This window comes from Streptomyces liliiviolaceus (assembly GCF_018070025.1).
In the GTDB taxonomy this organism is placed as follows: domain Bacteria; phylum Actinomycetota; class Actinomycetes; order Streptomycetales; family Streptomycetaceae; genus Streptomyces; species Streptomyces liliiviolaceus.
This window is the reverse complement of sequence record NZ_JAGPYQ010000002.1, coordinates 1,482,848-1,507,498: the sequence shown is the minus strand read 5'-3', so window position 1 is coordinate 1,507,498 and position 24,651 is coordinate 1,482,848. Positions and strand designations below refer to the sequence as shown.

The 24,651-nt window shown below is 70.3% G+C and carries 23 protein-coding genes; 10 read left to right on the top strand and 13 right to left on the bottom strand.

The window, feature by feature from the left end; genetic code table 11:
- Window positions 1-72 precede the first annotated feature (72 nt).
- The 7 genes from J8N05_RS42060 to J8N05_RS42030 form a co-directional block, all read right to left on the bottom strand.
- Window positions 73-1,206 (bottom strand): medium chain dehydrogenase/reductase family protein, encoded by a 1,134-nt coding sequence (locus tag J8N05_RS42060; RefSeq protein ID WP_210892628.1) that lies wholly within the window; start codon window positions 1,204-1,206, stop codon window positions 73-75.
- Between the two features lie 171 nt (window positions 1,207-1,377).
- The gene (locus J8N05_RS42055; RefSeq protein WP_456339986.1) at window positions 1,378-4,065 is read right to left on the bottom strand and encodes an ATP-binding protein; all 2,688 of its coding nucleotides are present in this window, start codon (window positions 4,063-4,065) and stop codon (window positions 1,378-1,380) included.
- 148 nt (window positions 4,066-4,213) lie between these two features.
- Window positions 4,214-5,716, bottom strand: a complete 1,503-nt coding sequence (locus J8N05_RS42050) for a multicopper oxidase family protein (RefSeq protein WP_210892623.1) — start codon at window positions 5,714-5,716, stop codon at window positions 4,214-4,216.
- A 173-nt stretch (window positions 5,717-5,889) separates the two neighbouring features.
- On the bottom strand, window positions 5,890-7,848 hold the full coding sequence (locus J8N05_RS42045; protein ID WP_210892621.1) for a DUF6461 domain-containing protein: 1,959 nt from the start codon (window positions 7,846-7,848) through the stop codon (window positions 5,890-5,892).
- A 111-nt stretch (window positions 7,849-7,959) separates the two neighbouring features.
- Window positions 7,960-8,325, bottom strand: a complete 366-nt coding sequence (locus J8N05_RS42040) for an ArsR/SmtB family transcription factor (RefSeq protein ID WP_210892619.1) — start codon at window positions 8,323-8,325, stop codon at window positions 7,960-7,962.
- Window positions 8,326-8,489: 164 nt separating this feature from the next.
- Window positions 8,490-8,864: a hypothetical protein gene (locus J8N05_RS42035; RefSeq protein WP_210892617.1), complete on the bottom strand. Its 375-nt coding sequence runs from the start codon at window positions 8,862-8,864 to the stop codon at window positions 8,490-8,492.
- A 219-nt stretch (window positions 8,865-9,083) separates the two neighbouring features.
- Window positions 9,084-9,530: a DUF1772 domain-containing protein gene (locus J8N05_RS42030; RefSeq protein ID WP_210892615.1), complete on the bottom strand. Its 447-nt coding sequence runs from the start codon at window positions 9,528-9,530 to the stop codon at window positions 9,084-9,086.
- 91 nt (window positions 9,531-9,621) lie between these two features.
- Between J8N05_RS42030 and J8N05_RS42025 the strand changes: the two genes are divergently transcribed.
- Window positions 9,622-10,200, top strand: coding sequence for a TetR/AcrR family transcriptional regulator (locus tag J8N05_RS42025; protein WP_210892613.1), 579 nt, complete (start codon window positions 9,622-9,624; stop codon window positions 10,198-10,200).
- 87 nt (window positions 10,201-10,287) lie between these two features.
- Here J8N05_RS42025 and J8N05_RS42020 read toward each other — a convergent pair whose 3' ends face one another.
- Window positions 10,288-10,899 (bottom strand): TetR/AcrR family transcriptional regulator C-terminal domain-containing protein, encoded by a 612-nt coding sequence (locus J8N05_RS42020; protein WP_210892611.1) that lies wholly within the window; start codon window positions 10,897-10,899, stop codon window positions 10,288-10,290.
- Window positions 10,900-10,971: 72 nt separating this feature from the next.
- On the opposite strand from J8N05_RS42020, the gene J8N05_RS42015 reads away from it, so the two are divergent.
- Both J8N05_RS42015 and J8N05_RS42010 read left to right on the top strand, forming a co-directional pair.
- Window positions 10,972-12,222: an FAD-dependent monooxygenase gene (locus tag J8N05_RS42015; RefSeq protein WP_210892609.1), complete on the top strand. Its 1,251-nt coding sequence runs from the start codon at window positions 10,972-10,974 to the stop codon at window positions 12,220-12,222.
- A gap of 117 nt (window positions 12,223-12,339) precedes the next feature.
- Window positions 12,340-13,419 (top strand): MerR family transcriptional regulator, encoded by a 1,080-nt coding sequence (locus J8N05_RS42010; RefSeq protein ID WP_210892606.1) that lies wholly within the window; start codon window positions 12,340-12,342, stop codon window positions 13,417-13,419.
- Between the two features lie 111 nt (window positions 13,420-13,530).
- Here J8N05_RS42010 and J8N05_RS42005 read toward each other — a convergent pair whose 3' ends face one another.
- Together J8N05_RS42005 and J8N05_RS42000 are read right to left on the bottom strand one after the other, a co-directional pair.
- The gene (locus tag J8N05_RS42005) at window positions 13,531-14,649 is read right to left on the bottom strand and encodes a fatty acid desaturase family protein (RefSeq protein ID WP_210892604.1); all 1,119 of its coding nucleotides are present in this window, start codon (window positions 14,647-14,649) and stop codon (window positions 13,531-13,533) included.
- A gap of 7 nt (window positions 14,650-14,656) precedes the next feature.
- Window positions 14,657-15,712: a ferredoxin reductase gene (locus J8N05_RS42000; RefSeq protein WP_210892602.1), complete on the bottom strand. Its 1,056-nt coding sequence runs from the start codon at window positions 15,710-15,712 to the stop codon at window positions 14,657-14,659.
- An 86-nt stretch (window positions 15,713-15,798) separates the two neighbouring features.
- On the opposite strand from J8N05_RS42000, the gene J8N05_RS41995 reads away from it, so the two are divergent.
- A complete protein-coding gene (locus J8N05_RS41995) occupies window positions 15,799-16,938 on the top strand; it encodes a PucR family transcriptional regulator (protein ID WP_210892600.1) in 1,140 nt (379 codons plus the stop codon).
- 57 nt (window positions 16,939-16,995) lie between these two features.
- Here J8N05_RS41995 and J8N05_RS41990 read toward each other — a convergent pair whose 3' ends face one another.
- On the bottom strand, window positions 16,996-17,877 hold the full coding sequence (locus J8N05_RS41990) for a LysR family transcriptional regulator (RefSeq protein WP_210892598.1): 882 nt from the start codon (window positions 17,875-17,877) through the stop codon (window positions 16,996-16,998).
- Between the two features lie 83 nt (window positions 17,878-17,960).
- Between J8N05_RS41990 and J8N05_RS41985 the strand changes: the two genes are divergently transcribed.
- Window positions 17,961-18,863, top strand: coding sequence for a PhzF family phenazine biosynthesis isomerase (locus J8N05_RS41985; protein ID WP_210892596.1), 903 nt, complete (start codon window positions 17,961-17,963; stop codon window positions 18,861-18,863).
- A 181-nt stretch (window positions 18,864-19,044) separates the two neighbouring features.
- Here the strand turns inward: J8N05_RS41985 and J8N05_RS41980 are convergent, their stop codons facing one another.
- The gene (locus tag J8N05_RS41980; protein WP_210892594.1) at window positions 19,045-19,221 is read right to left on the bottom strand and encodes a hypothetical protein; all 177 of its coding nucleotides are present in this window, start codon (window positions 19,219-19,221) and stop codon (window positions 19,045-19,047) included.
- A 139-nt stretch (window positions 19,222-19,360) separates the two neighbouring features.
- On the opposite strand from J8N05_RS41980, the gene J8N05_RS41975 reads away from it, so the two are divergent.
- The gene (locus J8N05_RS41975; protein ID WP_210892593.1) at window positions 19,361-19,720 is read left to right on the top strand and encodes a VOC family protein; all 360 of its coding nucleotides are present in this window, start codon (window positions 19,361-19,363) and stop codon (window positions 19,718-19,720) included.
- 38 nt (window positions 19,721-19,758) lie between these two features.
- Here J8N05_RS41975 and J8N05_RS41970 read toward each other — a convergent pair whose 3' ends face one another.
- Window positions 19,759-20,394, bottom strand: a complete 636-nt coding sequence (locus tag J8N05_RS41970) for a TetR/AcrR family transcriptional regulator (RefSeq protein ID WP_210892592.1) — start codon at window positions 20,392-20,394, stop codon at window positions 19,759-19,761.
- Between the two features lie 153 nt (window positions 20,395-20,547).
- Between J8N05_RS41970 and J8N05_RS41965 the strand changes: the two genes are divergently transcribed.
- From J8N05_RS41965 to J8N05_RS41950, 4 genes are read left to right on the top strand one after another with little or no spacing between them, the layout of a single operon-like run.
- The gene (locus J8N05_RS41965; protein ID WP_210892591.1) at window positions 20,548-21,354 is read left to right on the top strand and encodes a sugar phosphate isomerase/epimerase family protein; all 807 of its coding nucleotides are present in this window, start codon (window positions 20,548-20,550) and stop codon (window positions 21,352-21,354) included.
- Entirely contained in the window at window positions 21,354-22,472 is a 1,119-nt protein-coding gene (locus J8N05_RS41960; RefSeq protein ID WP_210892590.1) for a Gfo/Idh/MocA family protein, read from the top strand. Before J8N05_RS41965 ends, J8N05_RS41960 begins: the two co-directional genes overlap by 1 nt.
- Complete coding sequence (locus J8N05_RS41955) at window positions 22,469-23,572, top strand: Gfo/Idh/MocA family protein (protein ID WP_210892589.1); 1,104 nt, start codon at window positions 22,469-22,471, stop codon at window positions 23,570-23,572. Before J8N05_RS41960 ends, J8N05_RS41955 begins: the two co-directional genes overlap by 4 nt.
- Window positions 23,569-24,582, top strand: a complete 1,014-nt coding sequence (locus tag J8N05_RS41950; protein ID WP_210892587.1) for a sugar phosphate isomerase/epimerase family protein — start codon at window positions 23,569-23,571, stop codon at window positions 24,580-24,582. Before J8N05_RS41955 ends, J8N05_RS41950 begins: the two co-directional genes overlap by 4 nt.
- The last annotated feature ends 69 nt before the right edge of the window (window positions 24,583-24,651 follow it).

Below are 24,651 nucleotides of genomic sequence, written 5' to 3'. Positions count from 1 at the left end.
GGCGAGTTGCAGGGCGGCGACGGTGTCGGTCAGGGCGAACTTGGCGGCGATCTGCGGGACTAGGTCCTGTCGTCAAATTCCCGCCTGCCGGGCGACGCCTGGCACGCTCCCCCAGCCTCCGGCCGGGGGGACCCCCACTCGCCGCACCGGGCGAAAGCCCAAGTACGTCCAGTACGCGGACTTCCGCCCGGCACACCGAGAGCACGCACCAGACGCCGCCCGGCCCGCCCTCCGGGCGGACGCCGGTAATTTGACGACAGGACCTAGGGCGCCGTCGGCAACCAGGCGCAGGACCTGGGTGAGATCGTCGGTCATCCGCTGCTGCCAGGTCTTCTGGCAGCGGCGCTTGCCGGCCCAGAGGTTGTAGAAGTGGGCGCTCCTGCCGTTGGGCAGGGCGTTCCAGGTGTTGAGGCGGGCGAAGAGCTTGAGGACGGGAAGCTGGGAGTTGCCCTCTTCGTCCTTGCTGGCGGCGGTGCCGTAGGAGACGAGGGTGCCGCCGCGGCGCAGCAGCTGCCAGGAGTCCTCGATGGCCGGGCCGCCGACGTGGTCGAAGACCGCGTCCACGCCGTCGGGGGCCAGTTCGCGGATGCGGGCGTACAGGTCCGGGTCGCGGTAGTCGACCGGGGTGACGCCCAGTTTCCGCAGAGCGTCGTGGTGGCGGGGCGAGGCGGTGCCGATGACGGTGATGCCGGCGTGCCGGGCGAGCTGGACGAGGGTGGAGCCGACGCCGCCGTTGGCGCCGAGGACCACGATGGTCTGGCCGCTGCGGACCTTGGCCGTGCGGTGGAGCATCTGCCAGGCGGTGACGCCGTTGACGGTGACCGTCTCGGCGACGGCCGGGTCGATCTCGTCGGGCACGGGCATCAGGTCGGCGGCGTCGACGGTCAGGTGGCTGGCCCAGGCCCCGGTCTTGGTGATCGCGGCGAACCGGCGTCCCATGAGCGCGCCGTCGGTTCCGGGGCCGGTCGCGGTGACGGTGCCGACCAGGTCGTAGCCGGGGACGAAGGGGAACGGCGGCTGGTCGTAGTACTTGCCGCGGCGCATCTGCTGTTCGGCGAAGCACACCCCGGTGGCCTCCATCCGCAGGACGACCTGGCCCTTGCCGGGGGCCGGCAACTCATGGGTCCGGGTCTCCAGGCCTTCCGGCTCGACCTTGCCCGGCAGGACGATCTCGGTCGCGGTGATGGCGGGTGTGGCGCTGTTCATGGCCTGCTCCTCTGACTTCCTGCCGTGTGCTTACGATCGTAAGGCTATAGCTGTTAGGTCAGATCGAACAAGGGGCTACGCGAATAAACTTACGTGCGTAAGTTCGCGGTCTGGGCGGGAAGAGGGCGTGACCGGGTCGGAGCCGGTCAGGCCCTCCTCGTCAGTCCTGGTTCAGAGCGATGTGTCCACGGACCGCAGATCGGGCCGGTCCCTGAGCTGCCGACGCGAGTTGATGCCCAGCTTCCGGTAGACGCTGCGCAGGTGCGCGTCCACGGTGCGTGGACTGATGAACAGCCGCGAGGCCACTTCTTTCGATGTCGCACCCGTGGCGACCAGCCGCGCGATGTGCAGTTCCTGCATGGTGAGCCGGTCGCGCGCGAAACCGGTCCGGCTGCGCGCCGTCTCTCCCGTGGCGCGCAGCTCGTCGGCGGCTCGCCGGGCGAACGCCTCCAACCCGGCACCGGAGAACAACTCGTGCGCCGTACGCAGCTGGGGCCGGCAGTCCTGCCTGCGGCCCTGTCGCCGCAACCACTCCCCGTACAACAGGTGGGCCCTGCCCCGGTACGGGAGCAGCGGTGTGCCGGTGAGCCGGTCGATCGCTTCCCGGTAGTCCTTCTCCGTCCCCTCCACCAGCCCTCGCGCGTACGCCGCGATGCCCAGGCCCGAAGGGGTTCCACTGGCCTGGGTGCGTTCGGTCAGCGATTCCAGCGCGGCGACGGCCGCGGCGTGGTCGCCGCACCGGACGGCGGCTTCCACCAGTTCCGGCAGGGCGAACCCGGCGACGAAGAGTTCACCGTCGGCCACGGCACGCCGTGCGGCCGCCAGGGCCTCCTGATATGCGGCCAGGCCGTTGTGGAGCACCGCGCTCGCCCAGTGGATGTTGGAGATCACCTGCCCCGTGGCGGTGGCCGTCGCGGTGACGGCCTCGAACAGTGCGACAGCCTCCTCGCGGCGTCCGCGCATCGCGGCCAGTTGCAGCCGGTGGTAGATGACGGGAGGCGCACCGGTCGCGTCGGCGATCGCCTCCTCCTCGGCGATCGCGGCCATCGCCTCGTCGAGGTCGCCGGCGAGTGCGGCGGCGGAGGCAGCCTGTGCGAGACCGAGCCGCAGGACGAGCGGGGATCCCGACGCCCGCCCGCTCTTCAGCAGCCACTCGATGATCCGCACATGGGTGCCCGGGTCCCACAGTTCGGCCGCGAGGATGATCGCGAGCGCGGGGTGCCGGGCCCACAGCGGGCCGTTCGCGCCGTCAAGGGCCTCCTTGATCAGGGGGACGGCCGCGTGGTGCCCGTCCGAGGACAGGGTGTCCAGCGCGTCCAGGATGTCCGGGGCGTGCGGCGAGGCGGTCCTGGCTTCGGCGAGGACCATGTCCGTCACACCGTTCGCGCGTCCGACGAGCAGACTCGTTTCGAGCGCCTCCACGTAACTCTCCCGGGAGCGCGCGGGATCCAGGAGCGCGAACCGCCGCGCGGCGCGCAGCATGGCCGGCGGACCGTCGCTGTCGTCCACCCGGGCCAGGGCGATGCGGCCCCGCAGCAGATCGGCCTCCGCCCGCTGCAGCTCGTACGCGCCCGAGCCCTCGACGGTCGTGAGCAGTGCGGCCGCCCTGTCGGTGGCGCCCGCGTCGAGATGGGCGCGCGTGGCCGCGAGGGTGCGTTCGATACGCCGTCCGGTGTCGAGCGACAGCTCCGCCGCGCGTTCGAGGAAGGCGGCCGTGGCCACCGCGCCACCACGTGCCAGGGCGCGGGACGCCGAGCGCTCCAGCTCCGCGGCGACGTCCTCGTCCGGGGCGGCGGAGGCCTGAGCGCGATGCCACGCGCGCCGGTCGGGGTCGGTGACCGGGTCGGTCACCTCGGCGAGCGCGCGATGGGCCAGCTGCCGCTCTCCCGCCGCGGCGTCGTCGTACACCACGCTTCGTGCCAGCGGGTGGTAGAAGCGCACGCGGGCGCCGAACTCGACCAGTCCGGTGGCGGCGGCGGCCGCACCGGCCGTCGCCAGGTCGATGTCCAGTCTGCGCGCCGCGGGCCACAGCAGCCCGGGATCGCCGGTCGGATCGGCACCGGCGATCGTGAGCAGGAGTCGCGCCTGCGCGGGCAGGCCGGACAGCGTGGTCCGGAATCCCTGGCCCACCCGGTGCGGCACCGAGGCCGGTTCGGGCGGGGCGAACCCGCCGGCTCGGGGCAGGGCGAGCAGCGCCAACGGGTTGCCCCTGGCCTCGGCCACCAGCCGGTCGCGTACCTGCTCGTCGAGCGTCTCGTGGCTCTGCCGGGCGAGAAGTGTCCGTGCGTCGGCGTCGGTCAGCCCGTCGACGTTCAGGCCCGGCAGGGCCTCCAACTCTTCTTCCTCGCACGGCAGTCGGACGGCGAACACCATGGCCACCGGCTCGGCGGAGACGCGCCGGGCGAGGAAGGCCAGTGCCTTCGACGAAGCCGCGTCGAGCCAGTGCGCGTCGTCGATCACGCACAGCACGGGGCGTTCCTGGGCGGCCGCCGTGAGCAGCCCCAGCGTCGCCAGGCCGGCCCGGAACACGTCCGGGGTCCCGGACGCCAGGTCGAAGGCGATCCGCAGGGCCTGGCGCTGCTGGACGGGCAGCTCGGTCAGGCGCTCCATCACCGGGAGGCACAGCTGGTGGAGCGCGGCAAACGGCAGCTCCGCCTCGTGCTGTGCCCCGCCCGCCCGTAGGACTCGGAACCCGGACGCCACCTCCTGCGCGTGCTCAAGCAGCGTGCTCTTGCCGATTCCCGCCTCACCGCGCAGGACCAGAGTCCCGCCCCGGCCTGCCCGCGCCGCGCCGATCAGCTCACCGAGGCGTTGTGTCTCGTACTGCCTGCCGAGCAGCGGACCGCGAGTATGGGCCAACGTTTGCACAGCGCGTAGCCTACCGAGCCGGCGGGGGACCCCGGTCCGGTCCCGGGGAACGGGCGGGTCGGGTAGTTCCGGGTGGTTCCTGGCGACGCGGGAATCGAGAACGGTCCTCGGGGAGGACGGTTCTCAAGGCGGGCGGTTCTCAGGAGTGATGGTGTGTCCGCGGCACGGCGCCGACCTTCTCGTCCTTGCCGAGCACGACGAACTGGCCCATCATCCCGTCGTCCTCGTGCTGCAACAGATGACAGTGGTACATGTACGGCGTGTTCGGATCGGTGTGCCCGCGAAAACGCATCGCCAGCCGGTAGTGCTTCCCCTGTGCCAGCAGGACGGTGTCCTTCCAGCCGCGCAGGTGCGGTTCAGGCTTCCCGCCGTCGACGGTCAGCACCTGGAACTGCACGTCGTGAACGTGGAAGTTGTGCAGAAAGCCGTTGTCGTTGACCACGTCCCACACCTCGACCGTGCCCTCGCGGACACCGAAGTCGATCCGGTCCATCGCCATCGACCTGCCGTTGATCTGGTCCGACGCGAGCACGAAGGAGCGCTCCCGTGCGGCCGTTTCACCCGCGAGGTCCGGTGCGACACCGAGCACGGCAGGGAGTTCGGCGACGTCGGACAGGGTGGCCGCGGCCCGGAACTGGCAGATGTCGAGACGGTCGTCGAAGCCGTCGATCCGTCCCAGCGTGCCGCCGTACTCGGACGGGTGGGAGCGGAGTTCGACCCGCTCGCCCGGCTCGAAGGCCACCACGATCTCTGCACGTTCGCCGGGTGAGAGATAGAGGCGCTCGGTGCTCCACGGTTCGGCGAGCAGGCCGCCGTCGGTGGCGATGAGCGAGAAGCGCCGGTCGTCGGAGAACCCCAGGTTGTACAGGCGCGCGTTGGAGCCGTTGAGCAGCCGCAGTCGTACGAGCTTGGTGGTGACGTCGACGTACGGACCGATCGCGCCGTTGACGAGCACCTCCTTCCCGATCACGCCCACCGAGCCGCCCAGTGGCACTCGCTTCTCGAACTGGTTGTCCCCGTCGAACGCCCGGTCCTGGACGATCATCGGGATGTCGTCGACGCCGTACTCGGACGGCAATGCCGACGCCTCGGAGTCCTCGTCGTCGACGATGAACAGGCCGCTGAGGCCCCGGTACAGGTGATCGGCGGTCGCGCCGTGCAGGTGCGGGTGGTACCAGAGCGTCGCGGCGGGCTGGTCGACCGTCCACCGCGGCCGCCAGGTCTCTCCGGGCGCGACGACCTGGTGGGGTCCGCCGTCCATGGCCGCGGGAAGGTGCATCCCGTGCCAGTGGAGCGAGGTGTCCTCATCGAGGCCGTTGCGCACGACGAACTCGACCTGCTCGCCGCGCCGCACCCGAATCGTCGGACCGAGATACGTGCCGTTCACGCCCCAAGTGCGGGTGGTGGCGCCCGCCTTGAACCGGGTCCTGCCCGACCGGATGCCGAGTGTGAACACCCGGGCCCCCTGCGAGCCCTTCTCCGACTCTGCCAGGGGCGGGATCGGCAGGACCTTGTCGAAGTCGATCTCACCGAACGTGTCCTGCTTCGCGGCGTAGTAGTAGCTGCCGTAACCACCACCAGCGAGGACAACCGCGCCCCCGGTGCCGAACCCGAGAGCCTTCAGCGCTGTGCGTCGTTTCATGCAGCCACCGTCGCGCGCCTGCCGGCCCCTTCGCGTCGGTGCAGATTACGTAACCTCGCCGGATGCGGATGCGGATGCGGATGCGGATGCGGATGCGGATGCGGATGCGGATGCGCAGCCGGGGCCGGGGCCGACGAGGACGGCACGTCATGGAACCGGGTCGGGCGACCGGCTCACCTGAGGGCAGGCAATATCACCCACCTCGCGATGCCGGTCACGTCTGCCACCGTGGGTCGGATTCCGGCGGTGCGGCAGAAGAGTTCGAGGGTGTCGTCGAACGCGGCCTGGCAAGGGTCGTCGTCGGCGTCCATCGCCGCCATGGCCGCCCGGACCTCCGAGGTGGTCGGCTCCTCGCTTCCTTCCTCGGAGTGGTCGGCCACCACCTCGCCGTCGCGGTACACCATGAAGCTGGTGTCCGCGTTGATGCTGCGGGAGCAGGCCACGGCGAAGGTGCCGGGGGAGAGCACCGAATTCTCCGTCCCCGGGTGGCCGTTGTTCTCGACGAGCAGTGTGTGCGGGCCGAGGGCGAACGCGGCCAGGCACACGTCGCCCATGCCGGCGTCCTCGATCTCGCTCTGTGTCCGCAGGTCGTCCCAGGTGCCCGTCCGGACCCGGCCCGGGTCGGCGCCCAGGCGCAGCAGGGCCTCGTCGGGTGTCGTGTCGTGGACGACGGCGACGCTGAAGTACTCCAGACCGTTCAGCTCCTCCAGCCACGTCTCGAAGTCCTCGGCCGGCTCCGGTGCGGCGGCGTCCGTTTCCGTCACCTCTTCGCCGTTGCGCCACACGACCGTGCCGTCCGCGCGGCACAGCAGGACTTCCCCGCTTTCCACGCGCAGTTCGTCCGCCGGACCGGCCAGCGCCGGTCGCTCGGTGTCGTCGTCGAGGATCCGCAGCATGCCGTCCTCGTCCAGCAGCAGTCCGGGCCGCTGTACGTCCCCCAGGTGCGCGTACCAGAGCCAGCTGCCGTCCGCTCCGAACAGCACCAGACGCTGGTCGTCATGGTGGCCGAGCACCGTGCTGCCGTCGGTGGAGGTGAGGGCGTGCTGACGGAGCGTCTGTCCCCGGCGCAGGACCGCGCCGCGCGGCGTGTCCACGGCCGGGCCGTCGCAGGAGGTGTGGGTGTCCACCGACCACACCGCCCGGCCCTCGGCGTCGAGCAGTTCCACCCGGCCGTCGTCGCGGACGGCGAGCCGCCGGGCACCCGAACCGGCCGTGCCGGAGCGCCAGACGGGCGCGCCGTGCGGGTTGTGCACCACCAGGTCGCCGTCGGCGGTCAGCTCGGCCCATCCGCCGATGGCCCAGTGCGTGCCTGCCGACCACACGTTCCGGTGCTCGGCGTTGCAGCGCAGCACCAGATCGCCGTCCCCCTGGTGAACCAGGGTGTGCGAGCCGGAGGGAGAGGTCAGCGACTGATGCCGCAGGCGCCCGCCGGCGCCGAGTTCCGCTCCGCCGTAGGCGTAGGGGGCTCCCGCGAACACCGGCGTGGTCCGGCTCGGTTCGCCCTCGTGCCACAGGACGGTGCCGGCGGTATCCGTCAGGCAGAGCGTCCGGGCCTTCGACTTGGTGCCGTTGACCGGCAGCATGAGCCAGCCGAGCACGGTGCCTTCCTGCTCCAGCCAGTCGACCAGCGGCCCGGTCAGTGCGTAGCTTCCGCCGCCGCCGTTGGACCAGTGCTCGCCGACCCGGAGCTGACCGTCCTGTTCGCGGACGACGGTCCGGCGCTTCTTGCCCTCGCTGAGCAGGTAGCTGCCGGCGTTGATGTCGGCCGCGGCGGCGGTGTCCCGCAGCGCCAGTGGTTCGACCGGACCGGTGCGCGAGTTGGCCAGGCGGGCGTGCTCGCCGTTGAGCAGTTCCAGGTCGCCCGCGTCGGTGAGGATCAGGTGCCGCGCCCCGGGGGCTGCGAAACCCGAGAGCCAGACCGTCTCGTAACTGTCCCAGGCCTCGACCTGGACCTCGCTCCGGTCGCCGAGCAGCAGTCGTCCGACGGTCCCCGCCCGCCAAGTGACCTCGTCCCGCTCGGTGTCCGTGATCACGGCGATGCCCGCCGCGTCGTAGTGCAGGACGAACCGTCCGCTGGGCGAGCGCAGTTGTTCGTCCGCGTGGAGTCGGTTGAACTGGAAGAGTTCGCGCATGATGACCTTTTCTCGTGCTGGGCGCCACGGGTGCGTCGTGCTTGATCGCATTGTGTCGGCTGCCACTGACAACCGGCTGGGCGCCGCAGATGCGGCCGAGGAAAGGCGACGTCAGGTCTCTCTTCCGGCCGGCAGGGGAACGGAAGAGGGTTCGTTCTCCTGCACGTCCGTCAGGATCGCGTACTGCCCGGCGAGAAGTTCGGTGAGGATGCGGCGCGCGGCCTTGAGAAGGTCCGCGATGTCGCCTCCCGCGAGGGCGTAGATGACGGTGGAGCCCTGGCGGGTGGAGACGATGATGCCCGCCCGGCGCAGTACCCCCAACTGCTGGGACAGGCTGGACGGTTCGATCTCGATGTCGGCGAGCAGGTCCCGCACAGCGACCGGGCCATGTTGCAGCAGTTCGAGAACTCTGATGCGTACGGGATGGCCCAGCATGCGGAAGAACTCGGCTTTGGCCTGGTAGAGGGGCACTTTCACAGCCGTCTGCTCCCTACGCGTGGGCGATGAGGCCGAACGGGACTCGGTGCTCCCACCTGTGAGGACAGTCTGTCGCACCTCGTCCCGCCGGAACCTACGGAATGGACATGTATGGATGTCGAGAGTTGCAGAACTCTTCACATCGAGGGCATGCGAAAGGAAGGTCAGACGGCGAGGTTTTCCTCCACTCGTTTGAGCTGGTGACGAGCCATCGCCAGGTTGGACCTCGCTTTGTCCAGCACCAGGTAGAGGAACAGGCCGTTGCCGCCTCGCCCGTTCACCAGCCGGATGATGTGGTAGTGCCGGTCGAGAGTGATCAGGATGTCCTCGATCTGGCTCGCCAGGCCGAGATGCTCCAGGGTCCGCATCTGCGCGCGGACGACATCGGTGTTTCCGGCGGCGGCCACCTCTAAGTCCAGGTCCTTGCCGCCGCCGAGCACACCGAGGGCCAGGCCGCTGGTGTAGTCCACGACGGCGGCCCCCAGGGATCCCTCCACGCCGGCCATCAACTCTTTGAGCGATACGTCCACATCGGCCATGACCTGTCTCCGTTCGCGGGCCGGGCCGGGCTGTTCCCGCCCCGTTGCGTCAGTCACGCTAGGAGCAGGACCGTGAACAGGGGCCGCATATGCACAGTTGAGCGAAAATGCAGCCCAGTAATATCTGTTGAAAGTATGCGGCCGCTTTATCTTCGGAAGTGTTCGCAGTGCTGAATGCCGCACTGCTCCAAAGCTTTTCGCCCGTGTCGGTCCGAGGAGTCACGCGAGGGCGGCCACGAGCAGCGTGAAGGCGGCGATGATGACGGCGACGCGGATGTAGTGGAAGCGGAGCCAGCGGTTCAGCTGCTCCTGCCAGTCCGCGGGCCGGTTCTCCGGGGTCCACGCCTTGTTCCGGTTGTTGATCGGGACGAGCAGCAGGAGCGACATGACCACGCTCAGGATCAGCAGCGCGGCCGCGATGACGACCAGGCCCGTGCCCTGCCGGTGCCATCCGGCGACGGCCCAGAGGGCGCTGAGGACGAGCGAGCCGACGTACCAGAACGGCATCAGGGTGCCGAGCATCCGGCCCCCGTGGGCGTGGCCGAGTTGGCGGCTGTCCTCCGGGAGGGCGTTGAGGATCGGGTTCATGACGAAGGCGACGGAGAACTCCACGCCCACCATCAGGCCGACGATCACGGTGGTGAAGACCTCAAGTGCGTCGAGCATTGCTACCCCTCCAGAAATCTAGTGCCGCTAGCTGATGAAGCAACGCTAGACCTGCTGCCGCTTGATTGTCTAGCAGTGCTAGGATCGGCCCATGTCGGTACAGGAACGCAAGGAGCGCGAACGGGCGGCCCGCGAGCGCCTCATCGTGGCGACAGCCCGCGAACTCGCCGAGCAGCAGGGCTGGGACGCGGTCACCACACGTCGGCTCGCCGAGCGCATCGAATACAGCCAGCCCGTCCTCTACAGTCACTTCCGCGGCAAGCGCGAGATCATCGGCGCCGTATCCCTCGAAGGCGCCACCGAGTTGGCCGCGGCGGTGCGGGCCGCTGCTGCTGCCGCGGACGGCCCGCGCGAGCGGGTCACCGCGCTCGCCCGCGCCTACCTCGACTTCGCCGCACGCAACCCGGCGGTCTACGACGCCCTGTTCCAGCTCGACGGCGGTCTGGCGTTCGCGCGCGAGGACACCCCGGAACCGCTCAAGGACGCTTTCGCCGCGTTGCTGGAGAGCCTGGGCGAGGTCGCCGGGGACGACGTCCATCCGGGACTGTTCACCGAGGTGTTCTGGGCGGCCCTGCACGGGCTGGCGACGCTGACCCGGGTGGGACGGCTGCCGGCGGCGGAAGCCGAGCGGAGGATGGAACTGCTGGTCGACCGGCTCGCCGTGGTCTGACGCGCCGCCCCGGCGGGCGCGCGGCCGCACTCCTCGAAGCCCCGCCGCCCGCCTGTCCGGCACCGGGGTGGAGGAGGAGCCCGGGGATCAGCTGCGAGGAGCGGCGGCGTTTCCCGGTGGGGGCACGGCCCGCGTTGCGGTGCGCTGCGCCAAGCCGTCCAGGATGAGGGTCAGGCCGGCCTCGAACGCCGACTCGTGGTCGATCACGGGCATGTCCGCCGGTGGCTCCGAGCCGTCACCGGAGCCGGCGTCCGCCTGTTCCTCCAGAACGCTGCCGACCGTGAAACGGCTCGCGGCCAGCATCGCCGTCTGCGCCTCCCGCTGAGGTACTCCGGAGGCGACCAGGAAGTCCATCTTGTGCCGGATCCGGTCGAGGTCGTTGACAGGGGTGCTGCCCGCGTGGAGGCGTGCGCCGTCCCGGCGCATCAGCAGGGTGCGCCGGAAGCTCCGCGTGTTGTCGAGGAACCACTCGCGCCAGTCGTCGTCGGGGGCCGGCAGCGGGGCGGTCGCGTGCGGTGCCATCGCCGCGTCCGCCATGGCGGCGAGGAGGTCCTTCTTGGTGCGGAAGTACCAGTAGAGCGAGGGCTGTTCGACGCCCAGCCGCTTCGCCAGCTGCCGCGTACTGACCGCGTCCAGCCCGACCTCGTCGAGCAGGTCGAGCGCTTCGGAGACGACGATCTCCCGGTTCACCTTGGTCACATTGACAAATCTATCACTGATAGATGACTCTGAAGAGGAATCGTTCACCGATAGATTTTTGGGGTGATGGGCATGGCCGACGGATCGGGAGCGCGCCCCCTGCGGGTCCTCGTCGCCGGTGGTGGGATAGCGGGCCAGGCGCTGGCCTTCTGGCTCACGCGGGGCGGCCACGAGGTGACCGTCGCCGAACGCTTTCCGGCGCTGCGGGCCACCGGAGCACAGGTCGACCTGCGAGGACAGGGCATCGAGGCCGTCGAACGGATGGGACTCCTCGACGCCGTCCGCGGCAGGCTGGTGGACGAGGCGGGCGTCGCCTTCGTCGACGCGCGTGGCAGGACCAAGGCGACGATCATGGCCAACACCTCCGGCCGGGGCCGGCAGACCCTCACCTCCGAGTACGAGATCATGCGCGGCGACCTGGTACGCATCCTGTACGACGCGTCGAAGGCCGACACCGAGTACGTCTTCGGCGTGAGCGTGGACGGCTTCGAGCAGGACGAACGGAAGGTCGTCGCGCACTTCTCCGACGGGTCCTCGGGCGAGTACGACCTCCTGGTCGGCGCGGACGGGCAGGGATCGCGCATCCGGCGGGAGATCCTCCCCGCGGGCTGCGACCCGTACTGGCGGGTCGGCATCCACATGGCCTACTGGTTCATCCCGCGCATCGCGTCCGACAGCAACATCCGGGACACCTACATGGTCCCGGGCGGCCGTCAGATCATGCGCCGCAGCCACAACCCGACCGAGACGCAGGTGTACTTCGTGATGCGGGAGGAGTCCGACGAAGCATCGGCGATCCACCGGGAACCCGTCGCGCGCCGGCAGGAATTCTGGGCGAGCAGGTTCCGCGACGCGGGCTGGCAGACCGAGCGCTTCGTCGACGGCATGCGGACGAGCCCCTTCTTCTACTCCCAGGAGGTCGTGCAGGTCCGCACCGACACCTGGTCCAAGGGCCGCGTGGTCCTGGCAGGCGACGCCGCCCACTGCGCCTCCCCCTACAGCGGCATGGGCATCTCCGGCGGCCTGGTGGGCGCCCACGTCCTGGCCGGCGAGATCAACCGGCACCCGGGCGATCTGCCGACCGCGCTGGCGAACTACGACAGCGTGCTGCGGCCCTTCGTCGACGAGATCCAGGGTGAGGTGAATCCACGTCTCCTGCGCCTGGGCATGCCGATGACCCAGCGGGCGATCGACGCCTTCCAGGCCGCCACCGCACTGGCCTGCTTCCTGCGGGTCCCCGATCTCGCCGCGCGCCTCTCGAAGGAGGACCGCGGCGGCGACTGGCGACTCCCCGAGAACCCCGCGCCGATCAGTACTGTCTGAAAGCGGCGGCACCCGGGCCGATGGCCGTCGCCAGAAGCGGGTTCTTGACCTTGACCTTGGGGGAGGCCACAGCATCGGTGGGGCCGGGCGACGCGCCCGGTACGAGGAGGAGCGGACATGGGTTTGCTGACCATCGGGGCGTTCGCGAAGGCGTCCCGGCTGTCGCCGAAGGCGCTGCGCCTGTACGACGAGCTCGGCCTGCTGACCCCCGCACGCGTCGACCCGGTGACCGGCTACCGCCTCTACGCACCGGACCAGCTGGACCAGGCCCGCCTGGTCGCCTGGCTCCGGCGCCTGGGCATGCCGCTCGCCCGCATCCAGCACGTCTGCGCGCTGGATGCGGGCCCGGCGGGCCAGGAGGTCCGCGCGTTCTGGGCCCAGGTCGAGGCCGACACCGCCGCGCGGCGGGACCTGGCCGCCTTCCTCATCGACCACCTGTCACGGAAGGACCCCACCATGTCTCCGACCGCCAAGTCCCTCGGAATCCGTTACGCCGCCCTTTCCGACAAGGGCCTCGTCCGCGAGAGCAACCAGGACACCGCGTACGCGGGATCCCAGCTCCTCGCCGTCGCCGACGGCTGCGGAAGCCAGGGAGCCCCTGCCAGCGCGGCAGCCGTCGACGCGTTCAAGCACCTCGAAACCGACAGCATCCCGGCCGGCAACCTCCTCAACGTCCTCGAAGACGTCGTCGAACAGGCCAAGCAGGCCGTCCACGATGTCGCCGGGACGGGCTCCGCGTCCGAAGGCACCGGTACGACACTCACCGCGATGCTCTGGACCGGGTCACAGCTGGCCCTCGTCCACATCGGCGACTCCCGCGTCTACCTCCTGCGCGGCGGAGAACTGTTGCAGATCACCCACGACCACACCATGGTCCAGTCGATGGTCGACGAGGGACGCCTCAGCCAGGAAGAAGCCGCCTCCCACCCCCAGCGGTCGCTCCTGGTGCGGGCCCTGGTCCCAGGAGCCGACACCAATCCCGACATGCGCCTCCACGACGCCCAGGGGGGAGACCGCTATCTGCTGTGCTCCGACGGCCTGTCGACGGTCGTGCCGACCCAGGAGATCCACCGCGTACTCGCCGGGACCGGTGAGCCCGAGACGGCCGTCCGTGAACTCATCGCCCTCGCCAACGCCTCCGGCGGCCCCGACAACGTCAGTTGCGTGATCGCCGACGTCATCGAGCTCCAGCAGTAGCAGCGAGGGCCATGCACTAGCGAATGCCATGCACTTCGGCTTGCGCACCGGCGGCGCACTTCGGCTTGCGCGCCGGCAGCGCGGGTCGGCTTGCGCGCCGGGGCGCGGGAATCACGCCGCGAGGAGTTCCTTCTCGCGGTCCGGCGTCCTGGCCTTGGGCTTCTTGTTCGGCAGCGAGAGCCGGAAGACCTTGTGCCACGCGGAGAACACCTGCTTGGGCAGCGGCCCGGTGACGTACTCCAGCTCGTACTTCTCGAAGAGCGCGCGCACCTTCACCGCGACCTCGGCGTACCGGTTGCTCGGCAGGTCCGGGAACAGGTGGTGCTCGATCTGGTGCGACAGATTGCCGGTCATGAAGTGCATGGCCTTGCTGCCGCTGATGTTCGCCGAGCCCATCATCTGGCGCAGGTACCACTGGCCGCGTGTCTCACCCTTGATGGACCGGCGCTCGAAGACCTGCACGCCCTCGGGGAAGTGCCCGCACATGATCACCGAGTGGGTCCAGAGGTTGCGTACCAGGTTCGCGGTGAACGTGGCGGCGAGCGTGGTGAGGAACGACGGGCCCGACAGCAGCGGGTGGATCACGTAGTCCTTGAGCACCTGCTTGCGGATCTTGCGGCCCACGGCCCTGGCCCGGGCGCGGAACTCCGGGTTCTTGCGGCGGCGCTTGCGCAGGTTCTTGCCGAGCTCCAGGTCGTACGCCGCGATGCCGTACTCGAAGAAGCAGGCGTTGATGAAGTTCCACAGCGGCTGGCCGAGGTGGAACGGGTGCCACCGCTGGTCCTCGTCCACGCGCATGATGCCGTAGCCGAGGTCGTTGTCCTTGCCGATCACGTTCGTGTACGTGTGGTGCAGCTCGTTGTGCGAGTGCTTCCACTGCTCGGACGGCGAGACGTGATCCCACTCCCAGGTGGTGGAGTGGATCTTCGGGTCCCGCATCCAGTCCCACTGGCCGTGCAGGATGTTGTGGCCGATCTCCATGTTGTCCATGATCTTCGCCACGGACAGACCGGCGGTGCCGAGCAGCCACGCGGGAGGGAAGAAGGAGAACAGCAACACGCCCCTGCTGGCCAGTTCGAGCTTGCGCTGTACCGAGATGACCTTGCGGATGTAGGCGGCGTCCTTCTCGCCGCGGGCGGCGATCACCTCGTCGCGGATCGCGTCCAGCTCGCGGCCCAGCTCCTCGATCTGCTCCGAGGTCAGGTGGGCGGTGGGGTCGATGGCGGTCAAGGTGCTCCTACCGTTCGATGTCGCACGGGCCCGCCGCGGCGGACACGCAGGTCTGGATGAGGACGCCCGGCTCGGCCTCGGTGATCTCGCCGGTACGCAGATCGCGGACGGCGCCCGACCTGAGCGGTGTGACGCAGCCGAAGCAGATGCCCATGCGGCACCCGGAGGGCATGAGGACGCCGGCCTCCTCGCCGATGTCGAGCAGCGGAGTGGCGCCGTCCGCGTCGACGGTCTTGCCGGTGGTACTGAACGTGACCTCGCCACCGTCGCCGGCGACGACGATGCCGGGACGGAAGCGTTCCGTGTGCAGACGCTCCCGGACGCCGTGTCCGGTCCAGTGCTCCTCGGCGGCGTCGAGCAGGCCCGCGGGCCCGCAGGCCCAGGTCTCGCGCTCGGCCCAGTCGGGCACGAGTTCGTCGAGACGGGCGATGTCGAGCTTGCCGTCCGTGTCGGTGTGCACCTCGGTGAGCCGCAGCTTCTTGTCCGCGGCCAGGTCGTGCAGTTCGCTGCGGAAGATCACGTCCTGCGGCCGTGGCGCGCAGTGGACCATGACGACGTCGTTGAACTCGGTGTCGCGCAGCATGCCCATGACGGGCGTGATGCCGCTGCCGGCCGTCAGATAGAGCACCTTGGCGGGCCTGGCCCGCGGCAGCACGAAGTCACCGGTCGCCTGGTCGAGCTGGATCAGCGTGCCCGGTTTCGCCCTGCGGACCAGGTGGTTGCTGACCTTGCCGTCCGGGATCGCCTTCACGGTGATCGTGACGCGGCCGTCCCGGCGGTCCGTCGGCGAGGTGAGGGAGTAGGCACGCCACAGGCGCACCCCGTCGACGTCGACCCCGATCCGCACGTACTGACCGGCTGTGTGGCCGCGCCAGCCCCGTCCCGGCCTGATCACGACGGTCGCGGCGTCACCCGTCTCGGGGTGCACGGCCTCGATGCGCCCACGCAGGTCGGCGCCCGCGCGCAGCGGACTGACCAGGTCGAGGTAGTCCGACGGCAGGAGCGGCGTCGTGACCGTCTCCAGCAGTTTCCACGCCCTGCTGCGGAGGGCTGTACTCGTCATGACTTCAGCTTGCTGTGCCTCAGGGCGTAAAGTCCTGACCGCAGGACGTGAATCTGGTCGGCTGAATTGTTCGCAGGGAACAAAAAATGAGCCATGCAATGAGGAGGGCCAGTGAACTGGCCCTGGACGAGACGACGGTCACCGCGCTTCGGGCCGCGCTGAGGACCACCGCCGACGAGGTCGTCGAGGCGATCATCGACGAGGTCCCTCCGTACGCCAACGCCCTGTCGGGCCGCATGGGCGCCACCATCCGCCGGGCCGTCCGCACCGCGCTGGGGCACTACCTGGATCTCGCGAGCGGGAACGCCACAGGCGGCGACGCCGGTGACGCGGCCTACGAACTGGGCCGCGGCGAGGTGCGCGACGGCCGTTCGATGGACGCCCTGCTCGGCGCCTACCGCGTCGGCGCCCGCGTGGCCTGGCGCTGCCTGGCGGCGGGTGCCGTGCCGGCGGGCCTGCCCGCCGCCGAGGTCGCCAAGTTCGCCGAGCTGACCTTCGCCTACATCGACGAGCTCTCCGCCGCGAGCGCCGCGGGCCACGCCGACGAACTGGCCGCCCGGGGCAGGGCCCACGAGCGCCATCTGGAACACCTGGCCCGTGATCTCCTCGCCGACGCGAGCCCGGACGTGCTGCGGGCCTCCGGCCAGCGGGCCGCATGGCAGCCCCCGGCTTCGCTGACCGCGGTCCTGCTGCCCGCCGCCCAGGCCCGGCCCGCCTACCGCGCGCTCGACCCGAACACCCTCGTCCTCGACGACCTGCCGGACTCCACCGGCGTACTGCTCGTCCCCGATGCCGACCGCTCCCATCTCTTGCGGCAGCTGACCGACCGCACCGCCGTGGTCGGCCCGGCCCGGCCGTGGATGCGTGCCTCCGACTCGTACGCACGAGCCGCACGCGCGCGCTCCCTCTCGTCCGACATCCGCGACACCGAGGACCACCTGCCCGAGCTGGTGCTGAGCGCGGACGCGGACGCGTTCGCGGACCTGCGCGCCCGGGCCCTCGCACCCTTGCGGACCTTGCCCGTCGCGACCGCACGGAGGCTGGAGGAGACGCTGCGGGCGTGGCTGCTGCACCAGGGCAGGCGGGAGGAGGTGGCGGCGACGTTGTTCGTCCATCCCCAGACCGTCCGGTACCGGATGTCGCAGCTGAGAGAGTTGTTTCCGGATCTCGCCTCGCCGCAGCGCGTCCTCGAACTGACGCTGGCGGTCGGCCTTCGGGCCGGCTGACACGCACTCCGACCGTCCGCGACGAAGGCTGTGCCCGGGGCCTTCACGGGCTCCGGGTCAGCCGGTCGACTGACGTACCAACTCCTGGGTGAACGCCTGCGCACCAGGTCCCGTCCACCGCCTGCGGTGGCGGGCCAGCCGTACGGGAACATCGGCGAACCGCGGTCCGGGGACCTGTACCAGCCGGCCCTGCCGCACGTGCTCCTCCACGGTCGTGAGCGGCAGGAGGGTCAGTCCCAGACCGGCGGCGACACAGGAACGGGCCGCGTCCACACTCCCGAACCTGGTCGGCCGCGGTCGGGAACCGGGCACGGCGAGCAGCCGTCGTTCCAGCTCATCGCTGTAGGAACAGCCCTGTTCCAGCAGGAAGAAGTTCTCGGCCGCGAGTTCCGTCCAGGTCACCGCGTGGGTCCGTGCGGCGAGCGGGTGGCCGGGGGCGCAGACGAGGGCGAGGGGTTCCCGGGTGATCGGCTCGGTCGTCACGTCGCCGAAGTCGGCGTCCTCCTCCAGCAGCAGCGCCAGATCGAGGCGACCGGACCGCAGCCCCTCGACACACTCCGCGGTGCCGGCCGCGTACAGACGCACGTCCATCTCCGGGTGGCTGGTGCGCAGGGCGGCGATCACGCCCGGCACGCGGGTCGAGCACAGCGACTCGGGAGCCCCCACGGCCACCGGTCCCCGCACCTCTCCCTCCCCGTCGGCCTTCAGCCGTGCCACGGCGTCGAGTACGTCCTCGGCCCGCTCCAGCATCACTCGGCCGTACTCGGTGAGCAGAGTGCCGGCGGGCAGCCGGTCGAAGAGCCGGGTGCCGAGCTCCCGTTCCAGGGTGCGGATGTGCACGGTGACCGTGGACTGGGCCAGGTGCAGCTCGGCGGCAGCGGCGGTGAAGCTGCCCGTGCGGGCGAGTGCGGTGAAGGTGTGCAGCAGGCGGGTGTCCACAGGAGCAGGGTATGCGACATGTCGATGGATCTGATCGATATCCATCATTGGACTCGATCGGCACAGGGTGGCAGCGTGGAGTCATGACCAGCGACCCGAGCGGGACCAGCCTCGCGAGCCACCCGAAGACCGAGATCCTGCGCTACTCCGCCTTCACCCACGATCCGGCCGGAGGCAATCCGGCCGGGGTCGTACTCGATGCCGCTGGACTCGACGACGCGGCGATGCCGGCCATCGCCGCCGAGGTCGGCTACTCCGAGACGGCCTTCGTCACCGCCCGGGTCGAAACGGGCAGGGGCGGAGCATCGCGCCGTTTCCGGGTCCGCTACTTCAGCCCGCTCGCCGAGGTCGCCTTCTGCGGGCATGCGACCGTCGCCCTTGCGGTGGCCCTCGCCGAACGCCTGGGCCCCGGCGAGATCGTCCTCGACACTCCCGCGGGCGAGATCCCCGTAGCCACGAGGCTGGACGGCGACGGCGCGGTGTCGGCCATGCTCACCAGCGTGCCCACCCGTTCACGCCCCGCCGTGGGCACCGAGCTGGACGCTGCTCTGAAAGCCCTCGGCTGGGCTCCCGGGGACCTCGACCCCGCGCTGCCGCCGCACGTGGCCTTCGGCGGAAACGATCACCTGGTACTGGCCGCGGGCTCCCGGGAACGGCTGGCGGACCTGGACTACGACTTCGACAGCCTCGCCGAGGTGATGCGGCGTCACGGCTGGACGACGCTCCAGCTGGTGTGGCGGGAGTCGCCGGAGCACTTCCACGCCCGGAACCCGTTCCCGGTCGGCGGGGTCGTGGAGGATCCGGCGACAGGGGCGGCGGCCGCGGCGTTCGGCGGCTACCTCCGCACCCTGGAACTCGTCACCCGCCCGGCCAGGATCGCGATCCGCCAGGGAGAGGACATGGGCCGGCCCAGCGACCTGCTGATCGACGTGGACCCCGAGGACACCCGCGTACGCGTCACGGGACGGGCCGTACCGATCGGCTGAGCGCCGTCCGACCTGCGTTTCGGGGGCGCCCGTCGACCTGTGTTCGTCCGCCCGGCGGGGCCGGAAAGACCGACGTCGTACGGGCCATGGCCCGTACGACGTCTCCAGCGGCGGACCGCTGGGACCGGTGCCCGACGCAGTCGAGCGGAGGGAGGGGCACCGGTCCGTGTGTGATCCGTTGTCAGTCGACGGACCAGCAGGTGGCTTCGAAGTCGGCGACCTTGATGTCGTCGACCTTCACGTGACCGCCGGACGCCCAGCAGCCCTCGATGTCCGAGGTGTGGGCGGCGGCAGGGGCTGCGGCCAGGAAGCCGACCGCGAGCACACCGGCTACAGCGAGTGAGATACGCCGAAGCATGCAAATCTCCTTCTGGTGGGGGACTTGGTACGACTGTTCATCAGCCGCCGGTCCACCGCACGTCGAGTCGCGCGGGCGGGTGGCGGGCACGCCCCCGCACAGGGCCACCCGGATGCTCTTGTGGCGCTAGCCTCGGCCCATGGGACTTGAATGGGAGCAGCTCGTCGTCGACGCCGCCGACCCGGTGGCCCTGGGCCGTTGGTGGTGCGAGGCACTCGGCTGGACCGTGGTGAACGACTCCCCCGAGGAGTACGAGATCAGGCCGCGGCCCGACCGGCTGCCCGGTCTGCTCTTCGGGTCCGCGCCGGACAAAAAGACCGTCAAGAACCGCCTCCACCTGGACTTCCGCCCCGACGACCGGGACGCGGAGGTCGAACGCCTGCTGGCCCTCGGCGCCCGCCACGCGGACGTAGGTCAGCGGGGGGACGAGCCATGGGTGGTCCTTGCGGACCCTGAGGGCAATGAGTTCTGTGTGCTGGGGGAGCGGTCCGGGGGCTAGGCGGCTTCCCTTGGTGATCCGGTCGTCGGCCGTCGCCGTCAACCGGGCAGTTCGACGCTGATCACGTTGCGCAGCATGCTCCGGAGGTGTTCGGGCATGTCGATGGTGTCCGGGCTGAGGAGCCATTGGACCTGGAGGCCGTCGATCAGGGCGATGAGGCTCACCGCCAGTCCCGACGGGGCCACATGGGAGTGCAGCAGATCACGGGCGGCGAGATCCTCGACGGCCTGGGTCATCTGGCTGCGTGCGCGCTCGTAGCGGGCGGCGAAGTACGGACGCGCCGGATGGTCCGCGGTGGTCGCTTCGCTGGACAGGACCGCGAAGAGGCTCACGACGAGGGGGTTCGCCTGGTTGTGGGCGACCAGGCGGATCATGCTGGCGAAGTACTCCAGTCCGTCGATGGGGTCGCCGTCGGTGCGGAAGAAGTGCTGGTCGTCCTGGAGCTCGCGCTCCTCCAGGACCGCTTCGAGCAAGGACTCCTTCGTCGGGAAGTGGTGCAGGAGACCGGCCCGGGAGACACCGCACGCCGCGGCGAGCTGGACCGTGCTCGCGTGGCGGTAGCCGACCTGCCCGAACGCGGTGAGCGCGGCCTTGATGATCTGCGCCCGCCGCCGCTCGCCCTTGGGGTAGTTGCGTGAGGTCGCCGGCCGCGTCGCCGCTTGAGCCTTAGTCATATGGGAATGCTATCCACCGTAGAAAACCGTCAGGGCTGTAGGTATTGTCTCTCTCGTCGCAGATACCGACACGGGTGTAGGTATTCACATTACGCCTCGCTCGTCTCCGGACGTATCCGTCGCACGGCCGTCGAACCCGAGAGGAAGCCGTACATGTCCACGCCACAGCTGTCGCTCCAGCTCTACTCCGTCCGCCATGCCCTGGAAGCCGACCAGGACGCCACCCTCGCCAGGATCGCCGGGCTCGGGCTGAGCCAGGTGGAGGTGTTCGGCTTCGTACGCCGCGCCGGGGAACTGTCCGGGGCGCTGGACCGCCACGGGCTGAGGGCCCGCACCGGGCACGCCGAGCTGCTGTCCACGCAGCGCTCCGACGGTGCCGGTGTCCCGTCGCTCGACGACACCTTCGCCGCGGCCGAGCGCATCGGCCTCGACCTGGTCATCGACCCGTTCGTGCCCGCGGCCCGGTGGACCGACGAGAAGGAGATCGCCCGCACCGCCGCGCTCCTGAACGAAGCGGCGGACCGCGCGGCCGAACACGGGCTGCGCGTGGGTTACCACAACCACTCCCAGGAGTTCGTCCACACCGTCCAAGGCACCAGCGCCTTCGAGTACTTCGTGAGTCTCCTCGATCCCGGCGTGGACCTGGAGATAGACCTGTACTGGGCCTCCGCGGGCGGCAAGGACGTGGTCGGACTGCTCGAACGCCTGGGTACGCGGGTGAAGGCCCTGCACGTCAAGGACGGTGCGATCATCGACGACCCGTTCTTCTCCGGGGAGCCGTTCGATCCCGCCGACACCGGGCAGGTCGCCCCCGGCCGGGGACAGGTGCCGATCGACGAGGCGCTGGCCGCCGCCGCGCACGCCGAGTTCGCCATCATCGAATTCGACCACTACGACGGTGACGTCTTCGAGGGCATCGAGGCCGGCGTCCGCTACCTGGCCGAGAAGGGCATCGCCTGATGACGACACGCACTCCGGTCGGTGTCGGACTCATCGGCGCCGGCAACATCAGCGACCAGTACCTGACCAACCTCACGGCGTTTCCCGATCTACGTGTGGTGGCCGTCGGCGACCTCGACACCGCACGCGCCCGGGGCCAGGCGCAGAAGTACGGGGTGGAGCTGTGGGGAGCGCCGGAGGTGGTCCTGGCGCATCCCGACATCGACATCGTCGTCAACCTGACCATCCCGGCCGTCCACGCCGAGGTCAGTTCGGCGATCGTCGCCGCCGGCAAGCACGTCTGGTCGGAGAAGCCGATCGCGATCGACCGGCTCAGCGCCCGGGCCCTCCTCGACGAGGCCTCCGCCGCCGGTCTCCGCGTGGGCATCGCACCCGACACCGTCCTGGGCCCCGGTCTGCAGACCGCCCGCCGGGCCCTCGCCCGCGGCGACATAGGCACACCGCTGTCCGCGTACACCGTCATGCAGTACGCGGGCCCGGATCTGTGGCACCCGGACCCCGAGTTCCTCTTCGCCAAGGGCGCCGGACCCCTCTTCGACATGGGCCCCTACTACCTCACGGCCCTGGTCAGCCTGTTCGGGTCCATCAGCCGGGTCTCCGCCGTGGGCTCGACCGGCCGTCCCACCCGTACCATCCGCACCGGCGCCCGAGCCGGCACGGACTTCGCCGTCGGCGTCCCCACCCACATCGCCGCCATCGCCCGGTTCGACTCCGGTGCGGTCAGCCAGAGCACGTTCAGTTTCGACTCCCCGCTCACCCGCACCGGCGTCGTCGAGATCACCGGAACCGAGGGCACCCTCGTCGTGCCCGACCCCAACACGTTCGCCGGCGACGTGCGGATCACCCGGGTCCCGCAGCCGGGCGGTGAGCCGGAGTGGGAGACCGTCCCGCCCGTCGGCATCGCCTCGGGCCGCGGCCTGGGGGTGCTGGACATGGCACGCGCCATCCGCGCCGACCGGCCGCACATCGCCACCGGAGAACTCGGCTACCACGTGCTGGACGCGCTCATGGCCATCGACGAAGCAGCCGCCTCCGGCGAGACCACCCATGTCACCAGCAGGATCGACGACCTCCCGCTCGTACCCGAGGACCGAGACCCCTACGGAGCCACCCTGTGACCCCACCCATCCGCGCCGGATTCATCGGCGGCGGCTTCATGGCCACGGTGCACACCCGCGCCAGCCGGGCCGCACGCGGCCGTCCCACCGCCCTGGCCGGCTCCACCCCCGAGCGGGCCAAGCAGGCCGCACACGACCTCGACGTCGAACGGTACGAGCCGGACGCCCACGCCCTGGCCTCCGCACGCGACCTGGACGTCGTCCACGTGTGCAGTCCCAACCACCTGCACGCCGAACACGCCCTGGCCGCGCTCGCCGCGGGCACGCATGTCATCTGCGAGAAGCCGCTCGCCACCACGGCCGCCCAGGCGGCCCGCCTGGTGCAGGCAGCACGCGCCGCGGACCGTGTCGCCGCCGTGCCCTTCGTGTACCGCTACCACCCGATGGCCCGCCAGGCCCGGGCACTGGTGGCCGACGGCGAGCTGGGGACCGTACTCACCCTCGACGCGGCCTACCTCCAGGACTGGATGCTGGAGGCGAGCGACGACAACTGGCGGGCGCGGACGGAAGCGGGAGGACCCTCCCGAGCCTTCGCCGACATCGGCTCCCACCTGTGCGACCTGATCGAGTTCGTCACCGGACAGCGCATCCACCGCCTGACCGCCCGCACCCGGACCGTCTTCACACGCCGGGGCGACCATCCGGTGACCAACGAGGACATCGCCGCGCTGATCGTCGAACTCGGCGACGGCGCACTGGGCACCCTGCTCATCAGCCAGCTCGCGCCCGGCCGCAAGAACAGCCTCACGCTGGAGCTGCACGGCACCCGGCAGAGCGTGCGCTTCGAGCAGGAGCGACCCGAAGAGCTGTGGATCGGCAGGCCGAACGGATCGCAGACCGTGCTGCGCGATCCGCAGACGGCCGCACCCGACTCCGCCCGTATGTCGCTGCTGCCGGCCGGCCACCCCCTGGGCTACCAGGACGCCTTCACCGCGTTCGTCACCGACGTCTACAGCGCCATCCGCGGTCAGGTGCCCGCGGGGATGCCCACGTTCGTCGACGGACTGCGCGCTGCCCGCCTGACCGAAGCCGTCCTGGCGTCGGCCCGGGACAACGGGGCCTGGATCGACACCGCACCCGACAGCAAGGAAGAAGCATGACCGCGCCCACGCACCCCGTCACCCTGTTCACCGGCCAGTGGGCCGACCTCCCCTTCGAGGAAGTCGCCGAACTGGCCGCCTCCTGGGGCTACGACGGCCTGGAGATCGCCGCGTCCGGAGACCACCTGGACCTGCGGCGCGCCGACGAGGACGACGCCTACCTGGCCTCGCGGCTGGAGATCCTCGACCGTCACGGCTTGAAGGCGTACGCCATCTCCAACCACCTGGCGGGCCAGGCGGTGTGCGACGCTCCCATCGACTTCCGCCACCAGGCGATCCTGCGGCCCTACGTCTGGGGCGACGGCGACGCCGAAGGGGTGCGCGGGCGCGCCGCCGAGGACATGAAGCGCTCCGCCCGCGTGGCCCGCAAGCTGGGCATCGACACCGTGGTCGGCTTCACCGGCTCGTCGATCTGGCCGTACGTCGCCATGTTCCCGCCGGTCCCCGCCTCCGTCATCGACGCCGGGTACGAGGATTTCGCGGCCCGCTGGAACCCCGTCCTCGACGTCTTCGACGACGAGGGCGTCCGGTTCGCGCACGAGGTCCACCCCGGCGAGATCGCCTACGACTACTGGACCAGCGTGCGCACCCTGGAAGCCATCGGGCACCGCCCGGCGTTCGGCTTCAACTGGGACCCCAGCCACATGATGTGGCAGAACATCGACCCGGTCGGATTCATCACCGACTTCAAGGACCGGATCTACCACGTCGACTGCAAGGACACCCGGCTGCGGCCGCGCAACGGCCGGGCTGGTGTGCTCGGATCGCACCAGCCGTGGGGCGATCCGCGCCGGGGCTGGGACTTCGTGTCCACCGGGCACGGGGACGTCCCGTGGGAAGACGCGTTCCGCGCGCTGGAGGCGATCGGCTACAGCGGCCCCATCTCCATCGAGTGGGAGGACGCCGGAATGGACCGACTGCACGGCGCCGCCGAAGCCGTCGGCTTCGTACGTTCCCTGCTGTGGCCGACGCCGCAAGCGTCGTTCGACGCCGCCTTCACCAACCAGTAGGCGTCGCGCGTCAGTACTCCTGGAATCACTCCTGGAATCGCGGCCCGCTGAGCCGGCGCGTCCCCGTGC

Coding starts and splice junctions, on each gene's coding strand:
- J8N05_RS41960 (WP_210892590.1), top strand. CDS start 21,354: ATGACGACACGCACTCCGGTCGGTGTCGGACTCATCGGCGCCGGCAAC.
- J8N05_RS42060 (WP_210892628.1), bottom strand. CDS start 1,206: ATGAACAGCGCCACACCCGCCATCACCGCGACCGAGATCGTCCTGCCG.
- J8N05_RS41950 (WP_210892587.1), top strand. CDS start 23,569: ATGACCGCGCCCACGCACCCCGTCACCCTGTTCACCGGCCAGTGGGCC.
- J8N05_RS41965 (WP_210892591.1), top strand. CDS start 20,548: ATGTCCACGCCACAGCTGTCGCTCCAGCTCTACTCCGTCCGCCATGCC.
- J8N05_RS41975 (WP_210892593.1), top strand. CDS start 19,361: ATGGGACTTGAATGGGAGCAGCTCGTCGTCGACGCCGCCGACCCGGTG.
- J8N05_RS42015 (WP_210892609.1), top strand. CDS start 10,972: ATGGCCGACGGATCGGGAGCGCGCCCCCTGCGGGTCCTCGTCGCCGGT.
- J8N05_RS42000 (WP_210892602.1), bottom strand. CDS start 15,712: ATGACGAGTACAGCCCTCCGCAGCAGGGCGTGGAAACTGCTGGAGACG.
- J8N05_RS42010 (WP_210892606.1), top strand. CDS start 12,340: ATGGGTTTGCTGACCATCGGGGCGTTCGCGAAGGCGTCCCGGCTGTCG.
- J8N05_RS42050 (WP_210892623.1), bottom strand. CDS start 5,716: ATGAAACGACGCACAGCGCTGAAGGCTCTCGGGTTCGGCACCGGGGGC.
- J8N05_RS41970 (WP_210892592.1), bottom strand. CDS start 20,394: ATGACTAAGGCTCAAGCGGCGACGCGGCCGGCGACCTCACGCAACTAC.
- J8N05_RS41985 (WP_210892596.1), top strand. CDS start 17,961: ATGACCAGCGACCCGAGCGGGACCAGCCTCGCGAGCCACCCGAAGACC.
- J8N05_RS41980 (WP_210892594.1), bottom strand. CDS start 19,221: ATGCTTCGGCGTATCTCACTCGCTGTAGCCGGTGTGCTCGCGGTCGGC.
- J8N05_RS42045 (WP_210892621.1), bottom strand. CDS start 7,848: ATGCGCGAACTCTTCCAGTTCAACCGACTCCACGCGGACGAACAACTG.
- J8N05_RS42025 (WP_210892613.1), top strand. CDS start 9,622: ATGTCGGTACAGGAACGCAAGGAGCGCGAACGGGCGGCCCGCGAGCGC.
- J8N05_RS41995 (WP_210892600.1), top strand. CDS start 15,799: ATGAGCCATGCAATGAGGAGGGCCAGTGAACTGGCCCTGGACGAGACG.
- J8N05_RS42030 (WP_210892615.1), bottom strand. CDS start 9,530: ATGCTCGACGCACTTGAGGTCTTCACCACCGTGATCGTCGGCCTGATG.
- J8N05_RS42035 (WP_210892617.1), bottom strand. CDS start 8,864: ATGGCCGATGTGGACGTATCGCTCAAAGAGTTGATGGCCGGCGTGGAG.